The organism is Rhizobium sp. PAMB 3174 (assembly GCF_052908375.1).
The window spans coordinates 2,962,565-2,986,024 of record NZ_CM128608.1; the positions used below are offsets into that span (position 1 = coordinate 2,962,565).

Annotated in this window: 20 protein-coding genes and 1 tRNA gene; 8 read left to right on the top strand and 13 right to left on the bottom strand. The window is 62.7% G+C overall.

Going from position 1 to position 23,460, the window contains the following annotated elements:
- Window positions 1-55: 55 nt before the first annotated feature.
- Window positions 56-253 carry a hypothetical protein gene (locus tag ACU5AY_RS14250; RefSeq protein ID WP_446826702.1) on the bottom strand — a complete coding sequence of 66 codons (198 nt, stop codon included), beginning with the start codon at window positions 251-253 and terminating at the stop codon, window positions 56-58.
- Window positions 254-489: 236 nt separating this feature from the next.
- Here ACU5AY_RS14250 and ACU5AY_RS14255 point away from each other — a divergent pair.
- The 5 genes from ACU5AY_RS14255 to ACU5AY_RS14275 all read left to right on the top strand — a co-directional run bounded on the left by ACU5AY_RS14255 (window position 490) and on the right by ACU5AY_RS14275 (window position 5,808).
- A tRNA-Thr gene (locus tag ACU5AY_RS14255) sits at window positions 490-564 on the top strand.
- 497 nt (window positions 565-1,061) lie between these two features.
- A complete protein-coding gene (locus ACU5AY_RS14260) occupies window positions 1,062-2,636 on the top strand; it encodes a Re/Si-specific NAD(P)(+) transhydrogenase subunit alpha (RefSeq protein WP_446826703.1) in 1,575 nt (524 codons plus the stop codon).
- 17 nt (window positions 2,637-2,653) lie between these two features.
- Window positions 2,654-4,087, top strand: a complete 1,434-nt coding sequence (locus tag ACU5AY_RS14265) for an NAD(P)(+) transhydrogenase (Re/Si-specific) subunit beta (RefSeq protein ID WP_446826704.1) — start codon at window positions 2,654-2,656, stop codon at window positions 4,085-4,087.
- A gap of 135 nt (window positions 4,088-4,222) precedes the next feature.
- A complete protein-coding gene (locus ACU5AY_RS14270; protein ID WP_446826705.1) occupies window positions 4,223-4,561 on the top strand; it encodes a TIGR01244 family sulfur transferase in 339 nt (112 codons plus the stop codon).
- 98 nt (window positions 4,562-4,659) lie between these two features.
- Entirely contained in the window at window positions 4,660-5,808 is a 1,149-nt protein-coding gene (locus ACU5AY_RS14275) for a hypothetical protein (RefSeq protein WP_446826706.1), read from the top strand.
- A gap of 9 nt (window positions 5,809-5,817) precedes the next feature.
- Here the strand turns inward: ACU5AY_RS14275 and ACU5AY_RS14280 are convergent, their stop codons facing one another.
- Window positions 5,818-6,654, bottom strand: coding sequence for an NAD-dependent epimerase/dehydratase family protein (locus ACU5AY_RS14280; RefSeq protein ID WP_446826707.1), 837 nt, complete (start codon window positions 6,652-6,654; stop codon window positions 5,818-5,820).
- A 107-nt stretch (window positions 6,655-6,761) separates the two neighbouring features.
- On the opposite strand from ACU5AY_RS14280, the gene ACU5AY_RS14285 reads away from it, so the two are divergent.
- Complete coding sequence (locus ACU5AY_RS14285; RefSeq protein ID WP_446826708.1) at window positions 6,762-7,574, top strand: cephalosporin hydroxylase family protein; 813 nt, start codon at window positions 6,762-6,764, stop codon at window positions 7,572-7,574.
- 27 nt (window positions 7,575-7,601) lie between these two features.
- Here the strand turns inward: ACU5AY_RS14285 and ACU5AY_RS14290 are convergent, their stop codons facing one another.
- The 6 genes from ACU5AY_RS14290 to mscL all read right to left on the bottom strand — a co-directional run bounded on the left by ACU5AY_RS14290 (window position 7,602) and on the right by mscL (window position 13,401).
- Window positions 7,602-8,852: a glycosyltransferase family A protein gene (locus ACU5AY_RS14290; RefSeq protein ID WP_446826709.1), complete on the bottom strand. Its 1,251-nt coding sequence runs from the start codon at window positions 8,850-8,852 to the stop codon at window positions 7,602-7,604.
- A gap of 108 nt (window positions 8,853-8,960) precedes the next feature.
- A complete protein-coding gene (locus tag ACU5AY_RS14295) occupies window positions 8,961-10,190 on the bottom strand; it encodes a methyltransferase domain-containing protein (protein ID WP_446826710.1) in 1,230 nt (409 codons plus the stop codon).
- Entirely contained in the window at window positions 10,187-10,750 is a 564-nt protein-coding gene (locus ACU5AY_RS14300; protein WP_446826711.1) for a dTDP-4-dehydrorhamnose 3,5-epimerase family protein, read from the bottom strand. The genes ACU5AY_RS14295 and ACU5AY_RS14300 overlap by 4 nt, the downstream gene beginning before the upstream one ends.
- 3 nt (window positions 10,751-10,753) lie before the next feature.
- Window positions 10,754-11,524, bottom strand: a complete 771-nt coding sequence (rfbF, locus tag ACU5AY_RS14305; RefSeq protein WP_446826712.1) for a glucose-1-phosphate cytidylyltransferase — start codon at window positions 11,522-11,524, stop codon at window positions 10,754-10,756.
- 161 nt (window positions 11,525-11,685) lie between these two features.
- Window positions 11,686-12,852: a pyridoxal phosphate-dependent aminotransferase gene (locus tag ACU5AY_RS14310; protein ID WP_446826713.1), complete on the bottom strand. Its 1,167-nt coding sequence runs from the start codon at window positions 12,850-12,852 to the stop codon at window positions 11,686-11,688.
- A gap of 132 nt (window positions 12,853-12,984) precedes the next feature.
- Window positions 12,985-13,401 carry a large conductance mechanosensitive channel protein MscL gene (gene mscL, locus ACU5AY_RS14315; protein WP_446825947.1) on the bottom strand — a complete coding sequence of 139 codons (417 nt, stop codon included), beginning with the start codon at window positions 13,399-13,401 and terminating at the stop codon, window positions 12,985-12,987.
- 256 nt (window positions 13,402-13,657) lie between these two features.
- Between mscL and ACU5AY_RS14320 the strand changes: the two genes are divergently transcribed.
- The gene (locus ACU5AY_RS14320; RefSeq protein ID WP_446826714.1) at window positions 13,658-14,638 is read left to right on the top strand and encodes a zinc-binding dehydrogenase; all 981 of its coding nucleotides are present in this window, start codon (window positions 13,658-13,660) and stop codon (window positions 14,636-14,638) included.
- A gap of 62 nt (window positions 14,639-14,700) precedes the next feature.
- On the opposite strand, the gene ACU5AY_RS14325 is transcribed toward ACU5AY_RS14320, so the two are convergent.
- Entirely contained in the window at window positions 14,701-15,612 is a 912-nt protein-coding gene (locus tag ACU5AY_RS14325) for a pirin family protein (RefSeq protein WP_446826715.1), read from the bottom strand.
- A gap of 245 nt (window positions 15,613-15,857) precedes the next feature.
- Between ACU5AY_RS14325 and ACU5AY_RS14330 the strand changes: the two genes are divergently transcribed.
- On the top strand, window positions 15,858-16,676 hold the full coding sequence (locus tag ACU5AY_RS14330; protein ID WP_446825379.1) for a class II glutamine amidotransferase: 819 nt from the start codon (window positions 15,858-15,860) through the stop codon (window positions 16,674-16,676).
- Window positions 16,677-16,680: 4 nt separating this feature from the next.
- Here the strand turns inward: ACU5AY_RS14330 and coaBC are convergent, their stop codons facing one another.
- From coaBC to ACU5AY_RS14350, 4 genes are all read right to left on the bottom strand, one after another.
- Window positions 16,681-17,886: a bifunctional phosphopantothenoylcysteine decarboxylase/phosphopantothenate--cysteine ligase CoaBC gene (gene coaBC / locus ACU5AY_RS14335; protein ID WP_446826716.1), complete on the bottom strand. Its 1,206-nt coding sequence runs from the start codon at window positions 17,884-17,886 to the stop codon at window positions 16,681-16,683.
- A 134-nt stretch (window positions 17,887-18,020) separates the two neighbouring features.
- Entirely contained in the window at window positions 18,021-20,234 is a 2,214-nt protein-coding gene (locus ACU5AY_RS14340) for an FAD-dependent oxidoreductase (protein ID WP_446826717.1), read from the bottom strand.
- A gap of 16 nt (window positions 20,235-20,250) precedes the next feature.
- Window positions 20,251-21,459, bottom strand: a complete 1,209-nt coding sequence (locus tag ACU5AY_RS14345; RefSeq protein ID WP_446826718.1) for an acetyl-CoA C-acetyltransferase — start codon at window positions 21,457-21,459, stop codon at window positions 20,251-20,253.
- A gap of 99 nt (window positions 21,460-21,558) precedes the next feature.
- Window positions 21,559-23,355 (bottom strand): acyl-CoA dehydrogenase C-terminal domain-containing protein, encoded by a 1,797-nt coding sequence (locus ACU5AY_RS14350; RefSeq protein WP_446826719.1) that lies wholly within the window; start codon window positions 23,353-23,355, stop codon window positions 21,559-21,561.
- Window positions 23,356-23,460: the final 105 nt, after the last annotated feature.

The following is a 23,460-nucleotide window of genomic DNA, read 5'->3' on the forward strand; positions in this document are numbered from 1 at the left end:
TGGGTCTTTAGATGATTAAGTCCGCGCATTCAATTGAAAGCGGCACGGTTGTCCGTCACGATTCGTCCGATTTTACGGCGGGAAGCCCGTCCGTCTCATCGGCATCGCCCGCCCGGCGTGAACGCGCCTGCGTCTTGCGGCGCATCAGGTTTTCCCGCAGCTTTGCCGCCGCGCGCGCCTTGCGCTGCTCCGCCGCCCGCTCGGCCGCGGTTTTCACAGGTTTCTCACCATCGTTCGCATTCTTCGAAGACACGCGCATTCGTCCTCATTCTTCCAATCACGGTCGTCTCCCGACCCGCTTGACGGCCTGTCCTGGCGCCGTTCTAGCGAAATATGCCACCATGCAAAAGCCGCACTGCAGCAATTGTCAAAAGTGGCGACCTGAAGCAAATTTGTCCACCGTTGCGCAATTTGCAGCTTGCGCTCGCCCCAAACCTGTGGCAATAGCCGCCCCGACCGCAAGGAACGAAGCAACCTGCTTCACAATCAGCTGCTATAGCTCAGGGGTAGAGCACTCCCTTGGTAAGGGAGAGGCCGAGAGTTCAAATCTCTCTAGCAGCACCATTTTTGCTGACAAGCTTCCAGACAAAGCCAGAGCTAGTGCCCGCATGGCGGTTCGCTCACCTTGAATGGTGTCCTCCGTCTGCGGCGTGCTACAGCCCCCCACAAACGAAAAAGGGCCGCGCGGATAGCTCCGCGGCGGCCCGGAACAAGCATTGGCGGCCCCGTGCCTTTGCTTATTCGATGGCCAGTTCTCGCATAGATTCTTTAATGGCTGATTAACGAAATGCATCTTGCACGGTCAGAAAGTCGAGGATTTGACCGGGCGGAGGGCGAATGCCCCGTCGGGACATGCCGCGCTAATCGGCGCGGGGCGCCTGCAAACCTGAATTTGTCGCATTTGGGCAAAACTTGATCGAAAACCGGCCAATTGTTGGAATGCGACAGCTTGCGTACCGTGCGGTTCGCCCCTAAGACATGGCGACGATATCCGCGGCTCGGCTGCGGTGACGTCAGGAGCGGTCAGCCGCTTTTCGAGAGGGTTTGGAGGACAACAATCAATGTACATAGGCTCACCCAAGGAGACCTTTGCCGGGGAGTCGCGCGTTGCGATGACACCGGACAGTGCCAGGCAGCTGCAGAAGCTCGGCTATGAGTGCGTGATCGAGACCGGCGCGGGCAAAGCCGCCGGCTTTTCCGACGAGACCTACGCCAATGCCGGCGTGACCGTCGTCGAGAACGCCGAAGCGCTTTTCGCGAAGGCGGACGTCATCGCCAAGGTGCGGCCGCCGGAGACGAATGAAGTCGCCCGCCTTTCCGCCGGCAAGACATTGATTTCCTTCTTCTACCCGGCACAGAACAAGGATCTCCTGGACGCCGCTTCCGCAACCGGCGCGAACGTTATCGCCATGGACATGGTGCCGCGCATCTCGCGCGCCCAGAAGATGGACGCGCTTTCGTCGATGGCCAACATCGCCGGCTACCGCGCCGTGATCGAGGCCGGCAACAATTTCGGCCGCTTCTTCACCGGCCAGGTGACTGCCGCCGGCAAGATCCCGCCGGCCAAGGTTCTGGTTATCGGCGCCGGCGTCGCCGGTCTTGCCGCCGTCGGCACCAGCGTTTCGCTCGGCGCCATCACCTATGCCTTCGACGTTCGCCCGGAAGTGGCCGAGCAGATCGAATCCATGGGCGCCCAGTTCGTCTTCCTGGATTTCGAAGGCCCGGCCCAGGACGGTGCGGCGACGGGCGGCTATGCAGCCCCCTCCTCGCCGGAATTCCGCGAAGCACAGCTGAAGAAGTTCCGCGAGATCGCGCCCGAGATCGACATCGTCATCACCACGGCGCTGATCCCCGGCCGCGACGCGCCGAAGCTCTGGCTCGCCGACATGGTCGCCGCCATGAAGCCCGGTTCGGTCGTCGTCGACCTTGCCGCCGAACGCGGTGGCAATTGCGACCTGACCGTCGCCGACCAGAAGGTGGTTTCCGAGAACGGCGTCACCGTCATCGGCTACACGGACTTCCCGAGCCGCATGGCCGCGCAGTCGTCGACGCTCTATTCCACCAATATCCGCCACATGATGACGGACCTGACACCGGCCAAGGACGGCAAGCTCGTCCACAACATGGAAGACGACGTCATCCGTGGAGCGACGGTCGCCTACCAGGGTGAGATCACCTTCCCGCCGCCGCCGCCGAAGATCCAGGCGATCGCCGCGCAGAAGCCGAAGGAGAAGGCCAAGGAGCTGACGCCCGAGGAAAAGCGCGCGGCCGAAACAGCCGCCTTCAAGAAGGCAACGCGCCAGCAGGTGAGCCTCCTGGTCGTCGGTGGTGCGCTGATCCTTCTCGCCGGTTATTTCGCGCCGGCAAGCTTCATGTCGCACTTCATCGTCTTCGTGCTCTCCTGCTTCGTCGGCTTCCAGGTGATCTGGAACGTGTCGCATTCGCTGCACACGCCGCTGATGGCGGTCACGAACGCCATCTCCTCCATCATCATTCTCGGCGCGCTGATGCAGATCGGCTCGGGAAGCGTGCTGGTGGCGGTGCTCGGCGCGCTCTCCGTCTTCATGGCGGGGATCAATATTTTCGGTGGCTTCATGGTCACCCGGCGCATGCTCGCCATGTTCCAGAAGTCGTGATGGGGAGGGCTTGAGCCATGGAATACGGATTTACCACGGCGGCCTATGTGGTCGCAGCCGTCCTCTTCATCCAGTCGCTGGGCGGACTTTCGGGACAGGAAAGCGCCAAGCGCGCCGTCTGGTACGGCATTGTCGGCATGGGCCTCGCAGTTCTCGCGACGCTTTATGGTCCGGGGGCGGGCAATTGGCTGCTGTCGCTGATCATGATCGTCATCGGCGGCGCGATCGGCTGGGTTGTGGCGCAGCGCGTTCAGATGACGGAAATGCCGCAGCTCGTCGCCGCCATGCATTCGCTCGTCGGCCTCGCCGCGGTGCTGATCGGCTTCAACACGCATATCGAGCTCATCCGCCTTGCCGGCATGGATGAGACGGCCCGCCATGCGCTCACCGGCTTTGCCGCCGTCATCGCGCACAAGAGCCCAGTCGAAATCAACATCCTGCGCGTCGAGACCTTCCTAGGCATCTTCATCGGCGCCGTGACCTTCACCGGCTCGGTCATCGCCTTCGGCAAGCTTGCCGGCAAGGTGGATGGCAAGGCGAAGAAGCTGCCGGGCGGCCATGCCCTGAATGCGGCCGCGGCGATCCTCTCCCTCGTCATGCTGTTCGTCTATCTCTCGTCCGGCTCGACGCTGGCGATCGTCGTCGTGACGCTCGCCGCCCTGTTCATCGGCTACCACCTGATCATGGGTATCGGCGGCGCGGACATGCCGGTCGTCGTCTCGATGCTGAACTCGTATTCGGGCTGGGCGGCGGCGGCCATCGGCTTCTCGCTGTCGAACGACCTGTTGATCGTCGTCGGCGCGCTGGTCGGCTCGTCGGGCGCCATCCTGTCCTACATCATGTGCAAGGCCATGAACCGCTCCTTTATCTCGGTCATCCTCGGCGGCTTCGGCGGCTCGAAAGGTCCGGCGATGGAAGTCGAGGGCGAGCAGATCGCCATCGATGCCGAAGGGGTCGCAGCGGCGCTCAACGATGCCGACAGCATCATCATCGTTCCGGGTTACGGCATGGCCGTCGCCCAGGCCCAGGGCGCGGTCTCCGACCTTACCCGCAAGCTGCGCGCGAGCGGCAAGGAGGTTCGCTTCGCGATCCACCCGGTCGCCGGACGCCTGCCCGGCCACATGAACGTGCTGCTGGCGGAAGCCAAGGTCCCCTACGACATCGTTATGGAAATGGACGAGATCAACGAGGACTTCCCGCAGACCGACGTCGTCATCGTCATCGGCTCGAACGACATCGTCAATCCGGCCGCACAGGAAGACCCGAATTCGCCGATCGCCGGCATGCCGGTTCTGGAAGTGTGGAAGGCCAAGCAGGTGTTCGTGTCGAAGCGCGGCCAGGGTACCGGCTATTCCGGCATCGAAAACCCGCTGTTCTACAAGGACAACACCCGCATGTTCTACGGTGATGCCCGGGATTCGATCAGCAAGCTGGTCAATCTGATCGACTGATGAGCCCGCCAATTGCAGGTCGCTTTCGGCGCCCCGGTCCTCGTGACCGGGGCGTTTTCGGTTTGCGCCTTGATTTTTACATATTGTTTTTCATATGTATATTCAGTTCCGCTCCCAGACCAAAGGAAAGACCCCATGAGCATCCGGTCGATCGATAACAGTTTTGCCGTCACAGGCCAGATCAAGCAGGCCGATATTCCCGCCATCGCCGAAGCAGGCTACGTCGCCATCGTCTGCATGCGTCCCGACCGCGAAGGTTTCTTCCAGCCGGCCTTCGACGAGATCCGGGCCGCCGCAGAAGCCCGCAACCTGAAGGCCCATTATCTGCCGGTCGTGCCGGGCTCGATGCCGGTCGACGCGGCGAAGCAGTTGAAACAGATTCTCCGCGAGGCCGAAGGACCGGTGCTGGCCTATTGCGCCTCCGGCAATCGCTGCACCATGGTCTATCAGCTGGCCCAGCAGGCAGGCGGCTGAGCCGCCTGACAGCCCCGCAGCACAGGTTCGGTCAAGTTTGGTTTTCTAGACAGGACGTGATGAACTGGGGCGCCGTGTCCGGACGGCGATGATGAGCCATGCCGAAGCTTTCGATCTGCATACCCGTCGAACCGGGCTATTCTCCGCCGCTTCACCTTGTCCAGAGCCTGCTTGCAAAGCCCGATGCCGACCTCGAAATCATCGTTGCCCCCTACATGGATAGCTGCGATGCGGCCGTCGAGCTGCACGACATTGCCGCCCGCGACCCGCGCCTCGTCATCCTGCCGAGCGCACCGGAGAACATTTCCGCGGCCAATCTGTGGATCGGCACGGTGGCGGCGGTCACCGGCGAATGGCTGACACTGGTCAGGCCCGGCGACATGATCGAGCCGGATCTCGCCGATGTGCTTGCCTATCTCGATCGGGCGCTTCCTGGAACCGACGCGCTTGGCTGGAACAGTTTCCAGATCGACGCCAGCCACCCGCGCGATGTGGCGGCATCGATCGCCATCCCCCGTCAGCACCATATTACGGCGATGGACAAAACGCCGATGCTGCAGGCGTTCTTCCTGTGGGCCGGCGCGCATGATACGCCCACCATGCCCTTCGGCCTGTTCCATGGCGCGATCAAACGGACACTGCTCGAGACCATTCTCGCCAATTCGGGACCATTGAGCTGGCTCACTCCGCTTCCGCAATATGAATGGTCTGCCCGTGTGCTGATGTTCTCCGAGCAGATGGCGCTCAGCTACCGGCCGCTTTCGGCTGTCGACTTCAGACCCTATCAGCCGCTGGCCATACCCTCGCCGCTCGAAGGCTTTCCCTTCAATGCCGGCATCGGCGTGACGGCGGCGATCGCCGACATCCAGGCGCGGCTGCTCACCGATCTCGGCAGCCCCTGGAATGGCTTCGGCGAGGACTTCATCCGCGCCTGCCTGATCGACTGCATGAAGACCCATGACCGGGCCGCGTTCGACGTGAAGGTGGCGGCGTATCGCGAGGCTCTCGCCCGTTGTGGCGACGGGCGTTTCGCCCAGGCCTTCGCGCCCGAATACAACCCCATGCCGAGGCCAGACAGGCGACGGGGCGTGCAGGGACAGGTTCTGCTCGCCGACCGCTTCCTCGGCAATGCCGTCACCGCGCAGGAATTCTATGCAGCGGCCAACGGCGTTCTCTCGGCGATCAAGGTGGTCACCGGCAAGGCACTTACGCCGCGCGAGGAACAGGCGTTTCTCGACGTCGGCTGAAAGTCCTCATCAAATCTGCAGATTGGGAACACCGACGATTGCCGGCGGATCGGCGGGATGCGGCGGCGCCGTACCGAACTCCAGCAGGTCGCGTCGGCCGTATTCGTCGGCAATGCGTTCCGCCATCTGCCGGATCGTCACCGGACGACCGGAACAGATGTTGACAGGTCCGGGCTGGCCGCTCTCGACCACGCGGGCGATCATGCGACCCGCCTCCGCAACATCGAGGAAGTCCCGGATCTGCGTTCCGGCCGAAAGCTTCGCGACCTCGCCGGCCTCCAGCTGCGCCCGCAGGTAGGGCACCAGTCGACCCGGACTCTCGTGCTCGCCATAGAGATGAAACAGGCGGCACCACGAGAAGGCTGTCCCGTTAGCGGCGAAATAGTGCTGGAGCATCTGATATAGGCCGAGCTTCGCGGCAGAATAGACATTCGACGGCTCCAGCGGCGCCGTCACCTCCAGATGCTCCGAGGGCAACCGGTATTCCATGCAGGTGCCGACGCCCACGAAATGCCTCACGCCCGCGTCCACTGCGCCCTGCGCGAGCGTCAGGCTGCCGGATACGCAATCGAAGTTGACCGGCGAGGAATAGAACTGCCCGGGCACCACATGCCAGGCGGCATGAACGACGACTTCGACGCCATCACAGGCTTTTTGCCACCACTCCAGGCTTTCGGCAAAGAGATCCGCGGTCTCGACCACGCGGGCTGAAGCCGCGATCCCGGCGATGCGGGCACTGCTGTCGGGCCGCAGGACGAGGACCAGCTCGTGGCCCTGAGCCTGGAGCGCGGCTGCGACCTGCCGTCCGACAAAACCCGATCCGCCCGTCAACAGAATGCGCGCCATGAATGCTCCCGATGGATTAGTTCGTGGGAAAACTAACCGCAGCGCTCGCCAAAGGAAACCCGCTTCGCATAGAGTGTCGGCAAGGGAATCAGGACGCCGAGGGAAACATGGATCCGATCGAAGAATTCCGCCAGTCGGTTGCCAAGAGCATCGAAGAGATCGGGAACGACCGGGACTTTCTTGGTCTCTCCAACATCTGGATGCGCGAATCCGTCCGTCATCGCTATCCCTACAACTTCTCCTGGCTCGGCCGTCCGGTGATCCAGATCCCGCAGGATCTCTACGCCACCCAGGAACTCGTCTGGGCCTGCCGTCCGGATCTCATCATCGAGACCGGCATCGCCCATGGCGGTTCGCTGATCATGAGCGCTTCCATGCTCGCCATGCTCGACTACTGCGACGCCGTCGAACAGGGCACGACGCTCGATCCGAAGGCATCGAAGCGCAAGGTCATCGGCGTCGACATCGACATCCGCGCCCACAACCGCAAGGCAATCGAGGCGCATCCGCTGAGCCACAAGATCCAGATGTTCCAGGGCTCGTCCATCGCTCAGGAGATCGTTGACCAGGTGAAGGCGGCGGCCGAAGGCTACGAGCGGGTGATGGTCTTCCTCGATTCCAACCACACCCACGACCACGTGCTGGAAGAGCTGGAGCACTACGCACCGCTGACGACCAAGGGCTCCTATTGCGTCGTGTGGGATACGGTGGTCGAGGACTATCCCGACGAACTGTCGCCGAACAGGCCCTGGGGCAAGGGCGACAATCCGAAGACCGCCGTCTGGGAATACATGAAGCGCGTTGCTAACGAAGGCCGGACAGCCGCCGACGGCAGCCCGCTCAACTTCGAGATCGACAAGACGATCGAGCACAAGATCGTCTTCTCCGCCGGGCCGGACGGCTTCCTGAAGCGGGTCTGACCGACCCGCTTCCCGGCCGATACAGCGTCAGGCGCGGCGGGCGCGCTGCTCCTGCGTGAGTGCATCCCAGAAGAACTTCAGCCCGCCCTCCGGGACTTCCATCTGGTCAGCCGGGCGCACCAGAGCGCGGATGACGTCGAATATACCGGCGGCGGAATCCGTGCCGGCAATGTCCTGGTCGATGTAGAAGCCATTCTCGGTGAAGCCCGACGTCACGACGAATTCCGGGCTGACCTGCGGCTTGAATTTCGGCGCGAAGTGCGCGGCATATTTGCCGCCCTTCCAGGCCTTGAACGCAGCCGCGTAGGCGCTCACCGCCAGATCGAACATCTCGCGATCCTGGTACTTTTCTACATCCTTCGCAGCCGCCTTGGCGAAGTTGATCTCCCAGCCGTTATGCGGGCGCTTGTAGGTTTCCTTGAACCAGTGCTGTGTCTCGAGAATGGTCGCCGAGGTTCCGAGCATGCTCTTGAACGGAAAGCCGCCCAACCCGTCGGTGGTCAGATAGTCCCGTCCGGCCTCCGCGATGAAGACCTCCGTCTTTTTCCTGAAGTCCGAGAAGTCGACGCAGCCGTTGGAGTTGCTCTTCGGGCAGCTGCCCATGACCGAAAACGGACGCCGGCTGAAGGCGAAGTTGTCGGCAATCGCGATCACCTTGAAGGCATTGTCGTAATCGACCACCGGATGCTCGAAATAGCGGCCGCCAAAGGTGGCCTTGATCCGGTCCATGAGCCTGCGCGAAATCGCCGAATGATAGACGGAAAAGCCGGCGGATGGCGTATGCGTCGCGCCGTTCCAGCCGAACATGCGCCGCTGCAGCTCGTCGCGCGGATATTTGACGACATAGGCCTCTGCCGGCACGAAGACACCGATCTTCCCACGGCTTTCCGACGGCCACATATAGGCGGTGGAGCTCCAGCAGAGAGCGTCGATGGTCGGATCGTTCTCTGCAAGCTTTGCGGCCAGCTCGGCGAAGTCCGGGTCGGCATAGTCGTCGTCGCCGATGAAGGTGATCCAGTCGCCGGTGGCCGCCTCCATGGTCCGTTCCCAGTTGTCGACCATCGCCAGCGTCCGGTCTTCCGACGGCAGATAGACGATGCGCGGGTCGCCGGCATAGGCCTGCATGAACGTGTTCATGATCTCCGGCTCGTCCGAATTGTCGGCGAGGACGAACTGCACGTCGGTGCGCTCGCTCTTCGCCAGCGCGGCAATCAGGTTCTGGAAATAGAACTGGCGGTTCCGCGAGGGAACACAGATCGAATATCTCGGCGTCGTCATCGTCTGTTTTCCTCTGTCTTTCTTACGTCTTGTTGTGCGAGCAGGCCTTGGCCGGTGCTTTCACGCGATCGTCCGCTTCCACTTTGGTGGCGTCCAATTCCGGGCGCTTCACCCATGCACCGTCAGTTCCGGCACCGCCGTCACAAACCTCCCACCCCAGTCTTTGATATACGAAAGCTGGTTCTCGATTTCGGTCTTGAGATTCCATGGCAGGATGACCACCCTTTCAGGTTTGCGTGCCTTGAGCACATCTTCGGAGACGATCGGAATCCGGCTGCCGGGCATGAACATGTCCTGCTTGGCGGGATTGCGATCGACGACGAACGGCAGCAAGTCCGGCTTGATGCCTGCGAAATTCATCAGCGTGTTGCCCTTGGCGGCAGCGCCGTAGGCGGCAACCGTCAGGCCCTGGCGCTGGCAGTCGATCAGGAAGGACAGGAAATCATTGCGCACGCGCTGGGCCTGCTCCTGGAAGCCGGCATAGTAGCCCATGCCGCGCATGCCGGCCTTTTCTTCCGCCGCCAGCATGGCCGCGACATTCGGAGAGACCGGTCGGGCAACACCGTCAGACCGGCAGGCGAAGACCCGCAGGCTGCCGCCATGCCAGGGCGTGGTCTCGACGTCGAAGACAGTCAGGCCGTTCTTTTCGAAGATACCGACGACCGCCGTCAGCGAGAGGTAGGAATAGTGTTCGTGATAAGCCGTATCGAACTGGCTCTCGGCGACCATGTTGAGGAGATGCGGGAATTCGAAGGTGGAGACGCCGGTCGGCTTCAGGATGCGGGCGAAGCCGGAGACGAAGTCATTGATGTCCGGGACATGCGCCAGCACATTATTGGCGGCCGTCAGGTCGGCCTGCCAGCCGTCGGCCGCAAGCTTTTCGGCCAGAGGCACGCCGAAGAATTCCTCGACGATCTCGATGCCTTTCTTGCGGGCGGCGGCAGCCGTGCTCGATGTCGGCTCGACGCCCAGGCAGGCGATGCCCTTTTCCTTGACATATTGCAGGAGGTAGCCGTCATTGGCGGCAACCTCGACGACCCTCGACTGCGGCCCCAGATCGAAGCGCGACGCCATGGCCTCGACATAGGATTTGGCGTGCGCCAGCCAGGACGTGGAGAAAGAGGAGAAATAGGCGTAGTTTTCCGAGAAGAAGACCTCGCGACCGGCGAAATCCTCGGTCTGGACGAGGAGGCATGCCTCGCAGACGCGGATGACCAGCGGATACCAGGACTCAGGTTCTCCGAGCCCCGCCTTGGTCACATAAGAATTAGACGGCGGGGCCGTGCCGAGATCCAGGAATGGCGACAGGCTTTCAGACCCGCAATGGCGGCACTTCATACGATCACTCCCTGAAACTCGGGCCCAAGCGGCGGATGGCCCGCATCGCGCGGCGACAGATTGCGGATCGGCAGCGGCCAGTCGATGCCAAGTGCCGCGTCCCGGCAGTCGAGACCGCCTTCGGCTTCCGCGCTGTAGGCGGCGGAATGCAGGTAGACCATGCGCACGTCATCGCTCAGCGTCTGGAACCCGTGGGCAAAGCCGCGCGGGATCATGAGCGAACGGGCGTTTTCCTCCGACAGTTCGACGGCATGGTGTTTCAGAAACGTCGGCGAGCCGCGGCGAATGTCGACGACGACATCGAGGACCGCGCCGCGCGTGCAGGTGACGATCTTGATCTCCGCATGCGGCGGATTCTGATAATGCATGCCGCGCACCGTACCGGCCTCGGTTGTGCCGGTCTCGTTGACCTGGGCCACCGGGCCATCCCAGCCGCACTCGGCCAGTTCATCGGCGCAGAAGAGCCGGGTCAGATAGCCGCGCTCGTCGCCGAGCCGCTTGCGCTCCAGCACAAGCAGTCCCTCCAGCGGCGTCTTGGTGACTGCGAACCGGCCTGCCATCGCCTACCAGTTCTTCCAGGGCGCTTTGCCGCTTGCCCACATGGCTTCCAGCTGGTTCTTGTCGCGCAGCGTGTCCATCGGCTGCCAGAAACCGTGATGGAAGAAGGCCTTCAGCTCGCCGTCGCTGGCGAGGCTCATCAGCGGTTCGGATTCCCAGGGCTGATGATCGCCCTCGATGCGGTCGATGACCTTGGGCGAGAGGACGAAGAAGCCGCCATTGATGAAGCCGCCCTCGCCTTCCGGCTTTTCGACAAAGCCGTCGACGCTGTCGCCGTCGAGCTTCAGCGCGCCGTAGCGGGCGGGCGGGCGGACGGCGGTCACCGTCGCCAGCCGGCCGTGGCTCTTGTGGAAACGGATCGTCTCGGCGATGTCGACGTCGCTGACGCCGTCGCCATAGGTGAAGCAGAAGGCCTCCTCGCCTTCCAGATAGGAGGCGACGCGCTTCAGGCGGCCGCCGGTCATGGTTTCCTCGCCGGTATTGACCAGCGTCACCCGCCAGTTCTCCGCATATTTGCGGTGGAACTGCAGCTGGTTGCGCTCCAGGTCGAAGGTGATGTCCGACATGTGCAGGCCGTAATTGGCGAAATATTCCTTGATCACATAGCCGCGAAAGCCGCAGCAGATGATGAAGTCGCTGATGCCATAGCCATGGTAGAGCTTCATGATGTGCCAGAGGATCGGCCGGCCGCCGATCTCGACCATGGGCTTCGGGCGCAGATGCGTTTCTTCGGAGATGCGTGTGCCGAGCCCGCCGGCGAGAATGACCGCCTTCATGCCCTGCTCCCGGACCGGACGCCGCATGCCGGCATCAGCCCGTCAATTCGTCTTGCAATTTCCAACGCAGACATGCCCCATCGCCCGGTCGATACAGTTTTCCGGTATCGACCTTAAGCAATGAAGCTGTTGTCAAACTGGATGCCGGTCCGGCACCCCCGTCAGAGCTTTGAGATGTAGTCCGCCAGCCGTGCGCCGGCTTCGCGGATATGATCCGGATTGCGCAGGAAGCAGGCGCGCAGGAAGCTTTCGCCGCCGGCGCCGAACGCCGTGCCCGGTGCCAGGCCGACGCCCGTCTTGTCGACGATGTCGATGGCGGCGGCGCGCACGTCCTTGATGCCGTCGAACTTCAGGAAGGCATAGAAGGCGCCCTCAGGCTTCAGTGTCTGCACCCGGTTTGTGGCAATCAGCGTATCGCAGAGAAGATCGCGGCAGACCGTCGCCCGCTCGATATTGGAGCGGATGAAGTCGTCGCCCTTATTCAGGGCTGCGACAGCGCCACGCTGCATGAAGGGCGCGACGCCCGAGGTGGAATACTGGATCAGGTTTTCCAGGACCTGGCCGATTTCCGGCGGTGCGACGATCCAGCCGACACGCCAGCCGGTCATGCACCAGTTCTTGGAGAAGGAATTGACGAAGACGATCCGGTCTTCCGGATCCATCACATCGAGGAAGGACGGCGCTCGGCCGCCGGCGTAGAAGAACAGCGCGTAGATTTCGTCCGCCATGATCCAGAGGCCATGCTTGCGGGCCAGCGCCAGAATGTTGCGCAGGTCTTCTTCGCTCGCCGCCCAGCCGGTCGGGTTCGACGGCGTATTGACGAAAATCGCACGGGTGCGCGGCGTGATCGCTGCCTCGACCTGGGCGAGATCGACGGACCAGCGGCCGTCGCCGAAATGCAGGGGCACGCCGACCGCCTTTGCGCCGGAGACCGTGAGTGCGGCGGCGATGTTGGGCCATGCCGGTGTGAAATACAGCATTTCGTCGCCCGGCGAGGTCAACGCCTCGACGCAGAGCTTGATGGCCTGCATGCCGGAGCCGGTTGCGAAGAAATGTTGCGGGCCGAGGTTGGTGCCGAAATGGCGGCCGTAATAATCGGCGAGCGCCTGGCGCAGTTCGGGGATGCCGCGTTGCCAGGTGTAGAAGGTTTCCCCGGCTTTCAGGGCTGCGGCAGCCGCATCCGAAATGAAGTCCGGCGTCGGCAGATCGCCCTCGCCAACCCAGAGGGGGATGAGGCCATCGCGGCCGCGGGCATAATTGACCACTTCGACGATGCCGCTCTGCGGAGCGGCAAGGGAGCGAGGGCTGAGGCTTTCAAGAAAGGTCATGCATTCACCACAATAGCAAAGGGCGTCCAGGTCAGTGTGAACGCCCTTTTATCCGAGCAGGAAGGGGAAATCCCATTCCATTGTTTGAGGCACCAATCGATTCCGGTGATGCGCCAAAGCGCGCCGGCCGCGTCAGTCCTTCTTGAGCAGGTCGCGGATTTCCGTCAGCAACTGAACGTCTGCCGGCGGCGGCGCAGCCGGGGCCGGCTTCTGTTCTTCCTTGATGCGGATCCGGTTCACGAACTTGACCATCAGGAAGATGATCCAGGCAAGAATGATGAAGTTGAGGACGACCGTGATGAAGTTGCCGTAGGCGAAAACCGCTCCCTGTTCCCTGGCGGCGGTCAGCGTCGTCGCATTGACGTTGGCGCTCAACGGCAAGAAATAGTTCGAAAAGTCGATGCCGCCCGTGATGGCACCGATGATCGGCATGATGATATCGTCGACAAGCGAAGATACGATCTTGCCGAATGCGCCGCCGATGATGACGCCGACGGCGAGATCCATGACATTGCCGCGGGCAATGAATGATTTGAATTCGTCGAGCATGCTGCCTCCTGCCCGCTTGTCCCCACCCGTCGCACCGGCGGGACAGCGGGTCGTCCAGCCGGTCGAGATCAGCGCCATGCGCAATTCGTTCAACCGAAGATATTGGAAGAACGGGGAAGGTCAATGTGGCGGCAGAGAGAATCTTCAATCTCAAACAGTTACGGAAGGGTCGAACAAATACCGGCGGTGGCTTTCCTTTCACGGGAAGCCGCCTAAGTTGACCCCAACGATGAAAACAAAAAAAGAGGAAGGCCTCATGATGCGAGTCGTTGAATACAAAACCTATGGCAACCCTTCCGAGGTTCTGACGGCCGGCGAGCGCTCTATGCCCGAACCTGCGGCCGGAGAAATCCGGGTGAAGATGCGGCTCTCGCCCATCCACAATCATGATCTGTGGACCGTTCGCGGCGAGTATGGCGTCAAGCCGGAACTGCCGGCGGTCGGCGGCACGGAGGCGATGGGTATCGTTGATGCCCTTGGCGAAGGCGTGACCCAACTGAAGATCGGCCAGAGGGTCATGGGTGCCGGGCTCACCGAAAGCTGGGCGGAGTATTTCGTCATGCCTGCCGCCCGCGCGGTGCCGCTGCCGGATTCGGTCAGCGACGAGATCGGCTGCCAGCTTGTCGCCATGCCGATCAGCTCGGTCATGGCGATCGAGGACCTTCATCTCGAGAAGGGAGACTGGCTGATCCAGAACGCGGCGACCGGCGCCGTCGGCAAGACGGTGGCGATGATCTGCCAGTCGCGCGGCATCAACGTGATCAACATCGTGCGCCGCAAGGAAGGCATCGCCGAACTGGCGGAACTCGGCATCGACAAGACCGTGTCGACCAGCGACACCGACTGGATGGATCAGGTGCGCGCGATTGCCGGCGAGGCCTCGATCAAGGCGGCAATCGACTCGGTCGGCGGCAAGGAAAGCGGACAGCTGATGAAGCTTCTCGGCGAAGGCGGCACGCTGATGACCTTCGGCACGATGAGCGGCGGCGCCATGGAGATCGGTTCCGGCGACGTCATCTTCAAGCAGGCGACGGTGACCGGCTTCTGGGCGGCAAAGCGCAGCGCCCGTACCAAGCCGGAGGAGTTTGCTGCAATGGTCGGCGAGCTTCTGACGCTGGCGGCCAGGGGTGAGTTGAAGCTGCCGGTCGAGGAAACCTTCGACCTGACGGAGGGTGCGGCTGCCGCCAAGGCGAGCATGGTTCCCGGCCGCAAGGGCAAGGTCGTGTTCAAAGGCTGACTGAAAACACGACGGCTCCGGCGTTGACGCCGGAGCCGTTCTTTGTCGATCCGTGAGCTATCTCAGTGCGCGGGCTTGATGAACGTGCCGTTCTGCAGTTCGCGCATGGCCTGCATCAGTTCCTCGCGCGTGTTCATGACGATCGGCCCGTGCCAGGCGACCGGCTCCTGGATCGGCTTGCCGGACACCAGCAGGAAGCGGATGCCCTTCTCGCCGGCCTGGACCGTGACTTCGTCACCGGTGTCGAACACCACAAGGGTTCGGTTTCCGGACATGTCGCGGATATTCAGCTCCTCGCCCTGGAACTCCTTCTCCACCTTGACGCCGAACGGCTTCGAGGCATCGCGGAAAGTGCCTGAACCGGCAAAGATGTAGGCGAAGGCCGAGCGATAGGTATCGATCGGGAAGGTCTTGCGCTTGCCCGGCGGCACGGAGATGTCGAGGTAGACGGGTTCGGCGGCGATGCCGTCGACCGGACCCTGCTTGCCCCAGAAATCGCCGGTGATCACCCGGACGGCCGTGCCGTCGTCATCGATAACGACGGGGATCTCGGCGCCCTTGATGTCCTGATAGCGCGGCGCGGTCATCTTCAGGGACGACGGCAGGTTTGCCCACAGCTGGAAGCCGTGCATCTTGCCGGCGAAATCGCCCTTCGGCATTTCCTGGTGCATGATGCCGGAACCCGCCGTCATCCACTGGACGTCGCCGGCGCCGAGCGTACCGGTGTTGCCGAGGCTGTCGCCGTGCTCGACGGTGCCGGCCAGCACATAGGTGATCGTCTCGATGCCGCGATGCGGATGCCACGGGAAACCGCGGATGAAATCCTCCGGACGGTCGTTGCGGAAGTCGTCCATCATCAGGAAAGGGTCGGTCATCGACGGATCGCCGAAGCCGAAGACGCGGTGCAGTTTGACGCCGGCGCCTTCCATGGCGGGCACGGCGACGCTTTCATGCTTTACGGGGCGGATAGACATATCTCATCTCCTCGCTGTTTTCCAAGTTGACGCCAATATAGCGACGATTGGTCTCCAGCGCAGGAGGGTCACCAAGGACGGACTGTTCACAATTCATGCGGGAAAGGCTTGCGGGCCATTTTCACCCGCAATCGCGCCACAATGCGCGCCTACGCAAGCTTGGGGCATTGAATCGCCCTTAAACATTTTCGCGCTATCGTTTCAGAACAGGCCATATTCGCCATCTTATTTGGAGACATCAATTCATGTGTCGCTGGGCAGCCTATCGGGGGGAACCCCTCTATCTGGAAGAAATCGTTTCCTCGCCCGCGCATTCGCTGATCGAACAGTCCCACCACGCGACACAGGCGAAAACGGCGACCAATGGCGACGGCTTCGGCGTTGCCTGGTACGGCGACCATCCCGAGCCCGGCCGCTTCCGCGACATTCTTCCGGCCTGGTCCGACTGCAACCTGAAAAGCATTGCCCGGCAGATCCGCTCGCCGCTTTTTCTCGCCCATGTCCGGGCCTCGACGACCGGCGGCACGCAGCGCGTCAATTGCCATCCATTCGTCAACGGACGCTGGTCCTTCATGCACAACGGCCAGATCGGCGGGTTCGATCGCCTGCGCCGCAAGCTCGAGACCGCGCTGGACGACGAACTCTACTGTGCCCGCGCCGGCTCCACCGATTCGGAACTCCTGTTCCTGCTGGCGATGCAGTTCGGGCTGCAGAACGATCCGCTGGCGGCCATAAGCGATGCGATCACTCTTGTCGAGCAGCAGTCGATGGCGCTGATCGGCGAGGCGCTCGTGCGGTTCACCGCGGCATTTTCGGATGGCAAGAGCCTCTATGCGGTGCGCTATGCGACCGACCAGAAGGCGCCGACGCTCTATGCCGCCCCAATGGCCGGCGGCAAGGGCTACTGCCTCGTATCGGAGCCGCTGAACGACGAAGCCGACACCTGGATGGAAATCCCCGGCGGCAGCGCGGTCATCGTCAATGAGCACGGCATCGACGTCGCCGTGTTCGAGCCTGCCGGCATTCCGCAGGCCGTCATGCCGGCCGTGGCGATGAAGCAGTAGGCCTTTACGCCAGCCGGTCGGCAATCATGGCGGCAAGACGTGCCGCCACCTCTTCCTTGGAGAGATCCGGCCAGGCATCCACGCCGCCCGCCGATATGATCTTCACGCTGTTGCGCGTACCGCCCATGATGCCGGTTTCCGGCGAGACGTCGTTGGCGACGATGAAATCCGCCCCCTTGCGCTCCAGCTTCGCCCGGCCGTTCGTCTCGACGTCCTGCGTTTCCGCGGCAAAGCCGACGACGATCGCCGGCCTTCTGGCGTGATGGCCGACCGTCTTCAGGATATCCGGGTTTTCGGTGAGCTGCAGCGCCGGCGGAGCGTCACCCGCCTTCTTCTTGATCTTCTCGTCCGCCGAGGCCGCAACCCGCCAGTCGGCGACGGCAGCGACCATCACGGCGATATCGGCAGGGAGTGCCGCCTCCACCGCTTGAAGCATCTCGCGCGCCGTTTCCACATGCTGCGTCTTCACGCCGGGCGGATCGGCTATCGTCACCGGCCCGGACACGAGCGTCACCTCTGCCCCCAGCGCTGCAAGAGCGGCGGCGATGGCATGGCCCTGACGGCCCGAGGAGCGGTTGGCGATATAGCGCACGGGATCGATCGGCTCATGGGTCGGGCCGGAGGTGACGATGGCCGTCTTGCCGGATAGCGGCTTCGGTACACCGTCGAGCAGCGCCTCCACCGCGGCGACGATCTCCAGCGGTTCGGCCATGCGGCCAAGACCCGCCTCGCCGCTCTCGGCCATCTCGCCCTTCATCGGACCGACGAAGCGGATGCCGTCGCCTTTCAGCGTTTCGACATTGCGCGCCGTCGCCCTATTCGCCCACATTTTCGGGTTCATGGCAGGCGCCACGAGAATCGGACGATCGGCGGCCAGCAGCACGGCGGAGGCAAGATCATTTGCAAGCCCGTTCGCCATCTTCGCCATCAGGTCGGCGGTGGCGGGGGCGACGAGGATCAGGTCGCATTCGCGCGCCAGCCGGATATGGCCGACGTCCTGTTCTTCCTCGCGCGAAAAGAGTTCGGTGAAGACCTTGCCACCCGAGAGCGCCCCGACCGCAAGCGGCGTCACGAATTCCTCCGCCCCCTTGGTCATCACCGGACGGACGGACGCGCCACGTTCGCGCAACCGGCGGATCAGGTCGAGGCTCTTGTAAGCCGCGATGCCGCCGGAGATGATCAGGAGAATGCGCTTGTCTTTCAATGTCATGCCCGGCCCTTGATACTCGCCGTTACTCATGAGGCGCAAACTAAGGGTTAGACGGCAAAGATGCAATTGGTCCCCAGACGTAGAAAGGGCCGCACGCGGCGGCCCTTTCGAAGCTGTATCCGGATTGGCGCCCCTCAAGCCGCCTTCGCCTCGTCCCCATAGGGATTGAAGCGGCCGTAGAAGGTCTCGCCCTTTTCCGCCATTTCGAGAAGCAGCGGTGTCGGACGGAAGTGGTCGCCATATTCGGCGGCGAGCTTCTCGCAAAGCGCGACGAAATTCTTCACGCCCATGCCGTCGATATAGGACAGCGTACCGCCGGTGTAGGGCGCGAAACCGAAACCGAGGATCGAGCCGACATCGGCTTCGCGCGGGTCGGTGACGATGCCCTCTTCCATGGTACGGGCGGCCTCCAGAGCGATGGTCGCCAGCAGGCGCTGCTTCAATACGTTGACATCAACGTCACTTGCAGCCTTCTGCGGATAAAGCTCCTTCAGACCCGGCCAGAGGAACTTCTTGGCCGGCTTTTCCGGATACTCGTAGAAGCCCGCCTTGCTCTTGCGGCCAAGACGGCCGAGCACGTCGACCATCTTTTCAACGAGCGCCATGTGCTCCGGCTTGACCGATGCCGGACCGAGGTCGGCGATCGAAGCCTTCATGATCTTGTAGGAAAGATCGACGGCGACCTCATCATTCAAGGACAGCGGACCGACAGGCATGCCGGCCATCTTGGCGGCATTTTCGATCATCGTCGCCGGCACGCCTTCGATCAGCATGTCGTAGGCTTCGTTGATGTAGCGGAAGACGCAGCGGTTGACGTAGAACCCGCGCGTATCGTTGACGACGATCGGCGTCTTCTTGATGGCGGCGACGTAGTCGAGCGCCACGGCAATCGCCTTGTCGCCGGTCTTTTCGCCGAGGATGACTTCCGTCAGCATCATCTTGTCGACCGGCGAGAAGAAATGCACGCCGATGAACTGTTCCGGACGCTTCGAGTTCTCGGCAAGACCCGTGATCGGCAGCGTCGAGGTGTTGGACGCGAAGACGGAGCCTTCCGGCAGCACGGCCTCGACCGCTTCGGTGACGGCCTTCTTGACATTGCGGTCCTCGAACACCGCTTCGACGACGAGATCGGCGTCGGCAAGCTGGTTATAATCCGGCGTCGCGGTGATGAGAGCGAGAAGCGCCTCGGCGTCTTCCTTGGTCATCCGGCCCTTGGAGATGGCGGCCTTCACCAGGCCTTCCGAATGCGCCTTGCCCTTGTCGGCGGCTTCCTGGTCGCGGTCGATGAGAACCACGGGAATGCCGGCCTTGGCGGTGACATAAGCGATGCCCGCGCCCATGAAACCGGCGCCGACGACGCCGACCTTCTTGAACTCGGTCTTCGGCACGCCGGCCGGGCGACGCGCACCCTTGCCGAGCTCCTGCATGGAGACGAACAGCGAGCGGATCATCGAGAAGGCTTCGGTCGTCTGCAGGATCTGCGTGAAATAACGCTGCTCGATCCTCAATGCCGTATCAAAGGGAACCTGCAGGCCCTCATAGACGCATTTCAGGATGGCGAGAGCACCCGGATAATTGCCCTGCGTCTCGCGGCGCAGGATCGCAGTGGCGGCCGGCCAAAGCTGCGCGGCGGCCGGGGTCCAGATACCGCCGCCGGGCACCTTGAAGCCCTTCTCGTCCCACGGAGCGACGGGCTTCAGACCGTCCTTGATCATCTGCTTGGCGGCGTTGATCAGTTCGCCGGGCTCGACGACCTGATGGACAAGGCCCATGGCCTTGGCGCGCGAGGCGGTCAGCGTCTGGCCGGTGGTCATCATCTGCAGTGCCGACTGGGCGTCCGTCAGGCGGGACACGCGCTGCGTGCCGCCGGCGCCGGGGAAAATGCCGACCTTGACTTCAGGAAGCGCGATCTTGACGGAATTGGAATTGGCGGCAACGCGACCGTGGCAGGCGAGCGACAGCTCGAGCGCGCCGCCCATGCAGGTGCCGTTGATCGCCGACACCCACGGCTTGCCGCAGGTCTCGAGCTTGCGCCACAGCCAGGTCATGCGGCCGGCCGCATCAAACAGCTTCTGCGTGGCATTGGCCGGATCCTTGGCGCGCTCTTCCTCGATCATCGAGAACATGCCCTTGAGCATGGTGAGGTCGGCGCCGCCGGAGAAGGTCCACTTGCCGGAGGTGAAGACCGCGCCCTTGATGGCGCTGTCTGCCACCACCTGATCGACGATCGCCTCGATCTCGTCCATCACCTCGACGGTGAAGACGTTCATGGACTTGTCCGGCATGTCCCAGGTGACGAGAGCAATACCGTCGGCGTCGGTTTCGACTTTGAAATTCGTATAGGTCATCGGTTTCCTCCCGAAATCAGACGCGTTCGATGACGGTCGCGGTGCCCATGCCGGCGCCGATGCAAAGGGTGACGAGCGCGGTGTTCAGGTCGCGGCGCTCAAGTTCGTCGAGCACCGTGCCGAGGATCATCGCACCGGTCGCGCCGAGCGGATGGCCCATGGCAATCGCGCCGCCGTTGACGTTCATCTTGTCGTGCGAGACGTCGAAGTGCTGCATGAAGCGCAGCACGACGGCGGCGAATGCCTCGTTCAGTTCGAACAGGTCGATATCGGCCATCGTCATGCCCGAACGCTTCAGGAGCTTTTCGGTGACGTCGACCGGGCCGGTCAGCATGAGGGCCGGATCGGAGCCGATATTGGCAAAGGCACGGATGCGGGCACGGGGCTTGATCCCCATGCTCTCGCCGCCCGCCTTCGAGCCGATCAGCACGGCGGCGGCACCATCGACGATGCCCGATGAATTGCCGGCGTGGTGAACGTAGTTGATCTTCTCGATTTCCGGATGGGCCTGGATGGCGACGGCTTCGAAGCCGCCCATTTCGCCCGGCATCTGGAAGGAGGGATTGAGGCTCGCCAGTCCCTGCATGTCGGTGCCCGGACGCATGTGTTCGTCATGGGCGAGAATGGTGAGGCCGTTCTGGTCCTTGACCGGAATGACCGAATTCTTGAAATACCCCTTTTCCCAGGAATTCGCCGCGCGCTTCTGGCTCTCGACCGCATAGGCGTCGACGTCATCGCGGGAGAAGCCGTATTTGGTGGCGATCAGGTCGGCGGAAACGCCCTGCGGCATGAAGTAGGCCGGGAAATTGACCGACGGGTCCATGTACCAGGCGCCGCCGGACATGCCGAGACCGATGCGCGACATGCTTTCCACGCCACCGGCAATGACGATGTCGTCCGCGCCCTGCGCGATCTTGCCGGCGCCGAAGTTGATGGCATCGAGACCGGAGGCGCAGAAGCGCGAGATCTGCATGCCGGGCGCCTTGTTGGAATAGCCGGCCTCGAAGGCGGCTGCCTTCGGGATCACGGCGCCGGCTTCGAAGACCGGATCGACGCAGCCGAAAATGATGTCGTCGACGGTTTCGGTGTCGAGGCCGTTGCGGTCACGCAGCGCTTCCAGCGTCTTGGCGGCCAGGCGCGGCGTCGGCACTTCGTGCAGCGAGCCGTCCTTCTTGCCGCGTCCGCGCGGCGTGCGCACGTGGTCGTAGATAAATACGTCGGTCATGTTTCATCTCCCTGGCCGTTCAGCGGCGGTCATCACCGCGGCCTCGAATTCTTGGATAGAAGGGTGGGGTCGCCGCGCACCTGCGGCAACCCCAAACCCTCAAAATGCGTCGGCCGCCATCGCCATCACGGTGTCGGCACCGGTTTCGATGCGGGCTTTGCGCAGCGCGGTTTCCGGCATGATGCGCTCCATGTAGAAGCGGGCGGTCAGAAGCTTGTTGTTGTAGAAGTCCGCCTTGTCGGCATCGCCCGAGGCAAGCCCTTCATTGGCGGCCTTGGCCATCTGCGCCCACATGTAGCCGAGCATGACCAGACCGAAGAGATGCATGTAGTCGGTCGAGCCGGCGCCGGCATTGTCGGGCTTGGCCATGGCGTTCTGCATGAACCACATGGTGGCCGCCTGCAGGTCGTTCAGGCCCTTCTTCAGGTGCTTGGTGTAGAAGCCCAGCGCCTCGTCGTCGCGATTTTCCTCGCAGAAATCGCCGATTTCCTTGAACATCGCCATGACGGCGCGACCGCCGTTCAGGCCGAGCTTGCGGCCGACGAGGTCGAGCGCCTGGATGCCGTTGGCGCCTTCGTAGATCATGGTGATGCGCGCATCGCGGACATACTGGCTCATGCCGTGTTCCTCGATGTAGCCGTGACCGCCGAAGACCTGCTGCGCCTGAACGGCATGGTCGAAGCCCTTGTCCGTCATCATGCCCTTGAGGATCGGCGTCATCAGCCCGAGGACGTCTTCCGCTGCCTGGCGTTCGGCGGCATCACCCGAGCGATGGGCGATGTCGGACTTCAGCGCGCTCCACAGCACGAAGGCGCGCTCGCCTTCGTTGAAGGCGCGGATGGTCAGAAGCGTGCGACGGATGTCGGGATGGACGATGATCGGATCGGCCTTCTTGTCCGGATCCTTCGGACCCGTCAGCGCCCGACCCTGAATGCGTTCGCGGGCATAGTTCGCGGCATTCTGGTAGGCGATTTCGGAGACGCAGAGGCCCTGCAGGGCAACGCCGAGGCGGGCCTCGTTCATCATCACGAACATGGCCGCAAGGCCCTTGTTCTCCGCACCGATCAGGTAGCCGGTCGCCTCGTCATAGTTCATGACGCAGGTGGCGTTGCCGTGAATGCCCATCTTGTGCTCGATCGCGCCGCAGGTCACACCGTTGCGCTCGCCGAGCGAACCGTCTTCCTTGACCATGAATTTGGGCACGATGAAGAGCGAGATGCCCTTGGTGCCTTCCGGCGCGCCCTCGATGCGGGCCAGCACCAGATGGACGATATTGTCCGCCATGTCGTGTTCGCCGGCCGAGATGAAGATCTTCTGACCGGAAATCTTGTAGCTGCCATCGCCCTGCGGCACCGCCTTGGTGCGCAGCAGGCCGAGATCGGTGCCGCAATGCGGCTCCGTCAGGTTCATCGTGCCGGTCCAGGTGCCTTCCAGCATCTTCGGCACATAGGTCTGCTTCTGCTCGTCCGAGCCATGCACGAGGATGGCCGCGACGGCGCCCTGGGTGAGGCCCGGATACATCATCAGCGACAGGTTAGCAGAGGAGAGATATTCGCCGACTGCGACGTGCAGCGTGTAGGGAAGCCCCTGACCGCCGAATTCCTCGGGGGATGCGAGCCCCATCCAGCCGCCCTGACAGTAGAGGTCGTAGGCCTGCTTGAAACCCTTCGGCGTCGAGACGGTCGCGTCATCGTGGCGCGTGCAGCCTTCCTGGTCGCCGGACAGGTTCAGAGGGAAAAGCTCTTCTTCCGCGAGCCTCGCTGCCTCGCCGGTGATGGCTTCCAGCATATCGGGCGTCGCATCGGCGAAGCCCGGCAGGTTGTTGTAACGCTCCAGACCGAGCACGTTGTTAAGAATGAAAAGCGTATCCTCGACGGGAGCTTTGTAGATCGGCATCGCCTATAGTCCTCCACCGGGCTGACCCGGACTCGTTTCCTCACACTGGCTATTACAAAATTTTGACGTTTGCGTAAACGTCAAATAATCGCCTACATCAAAAAT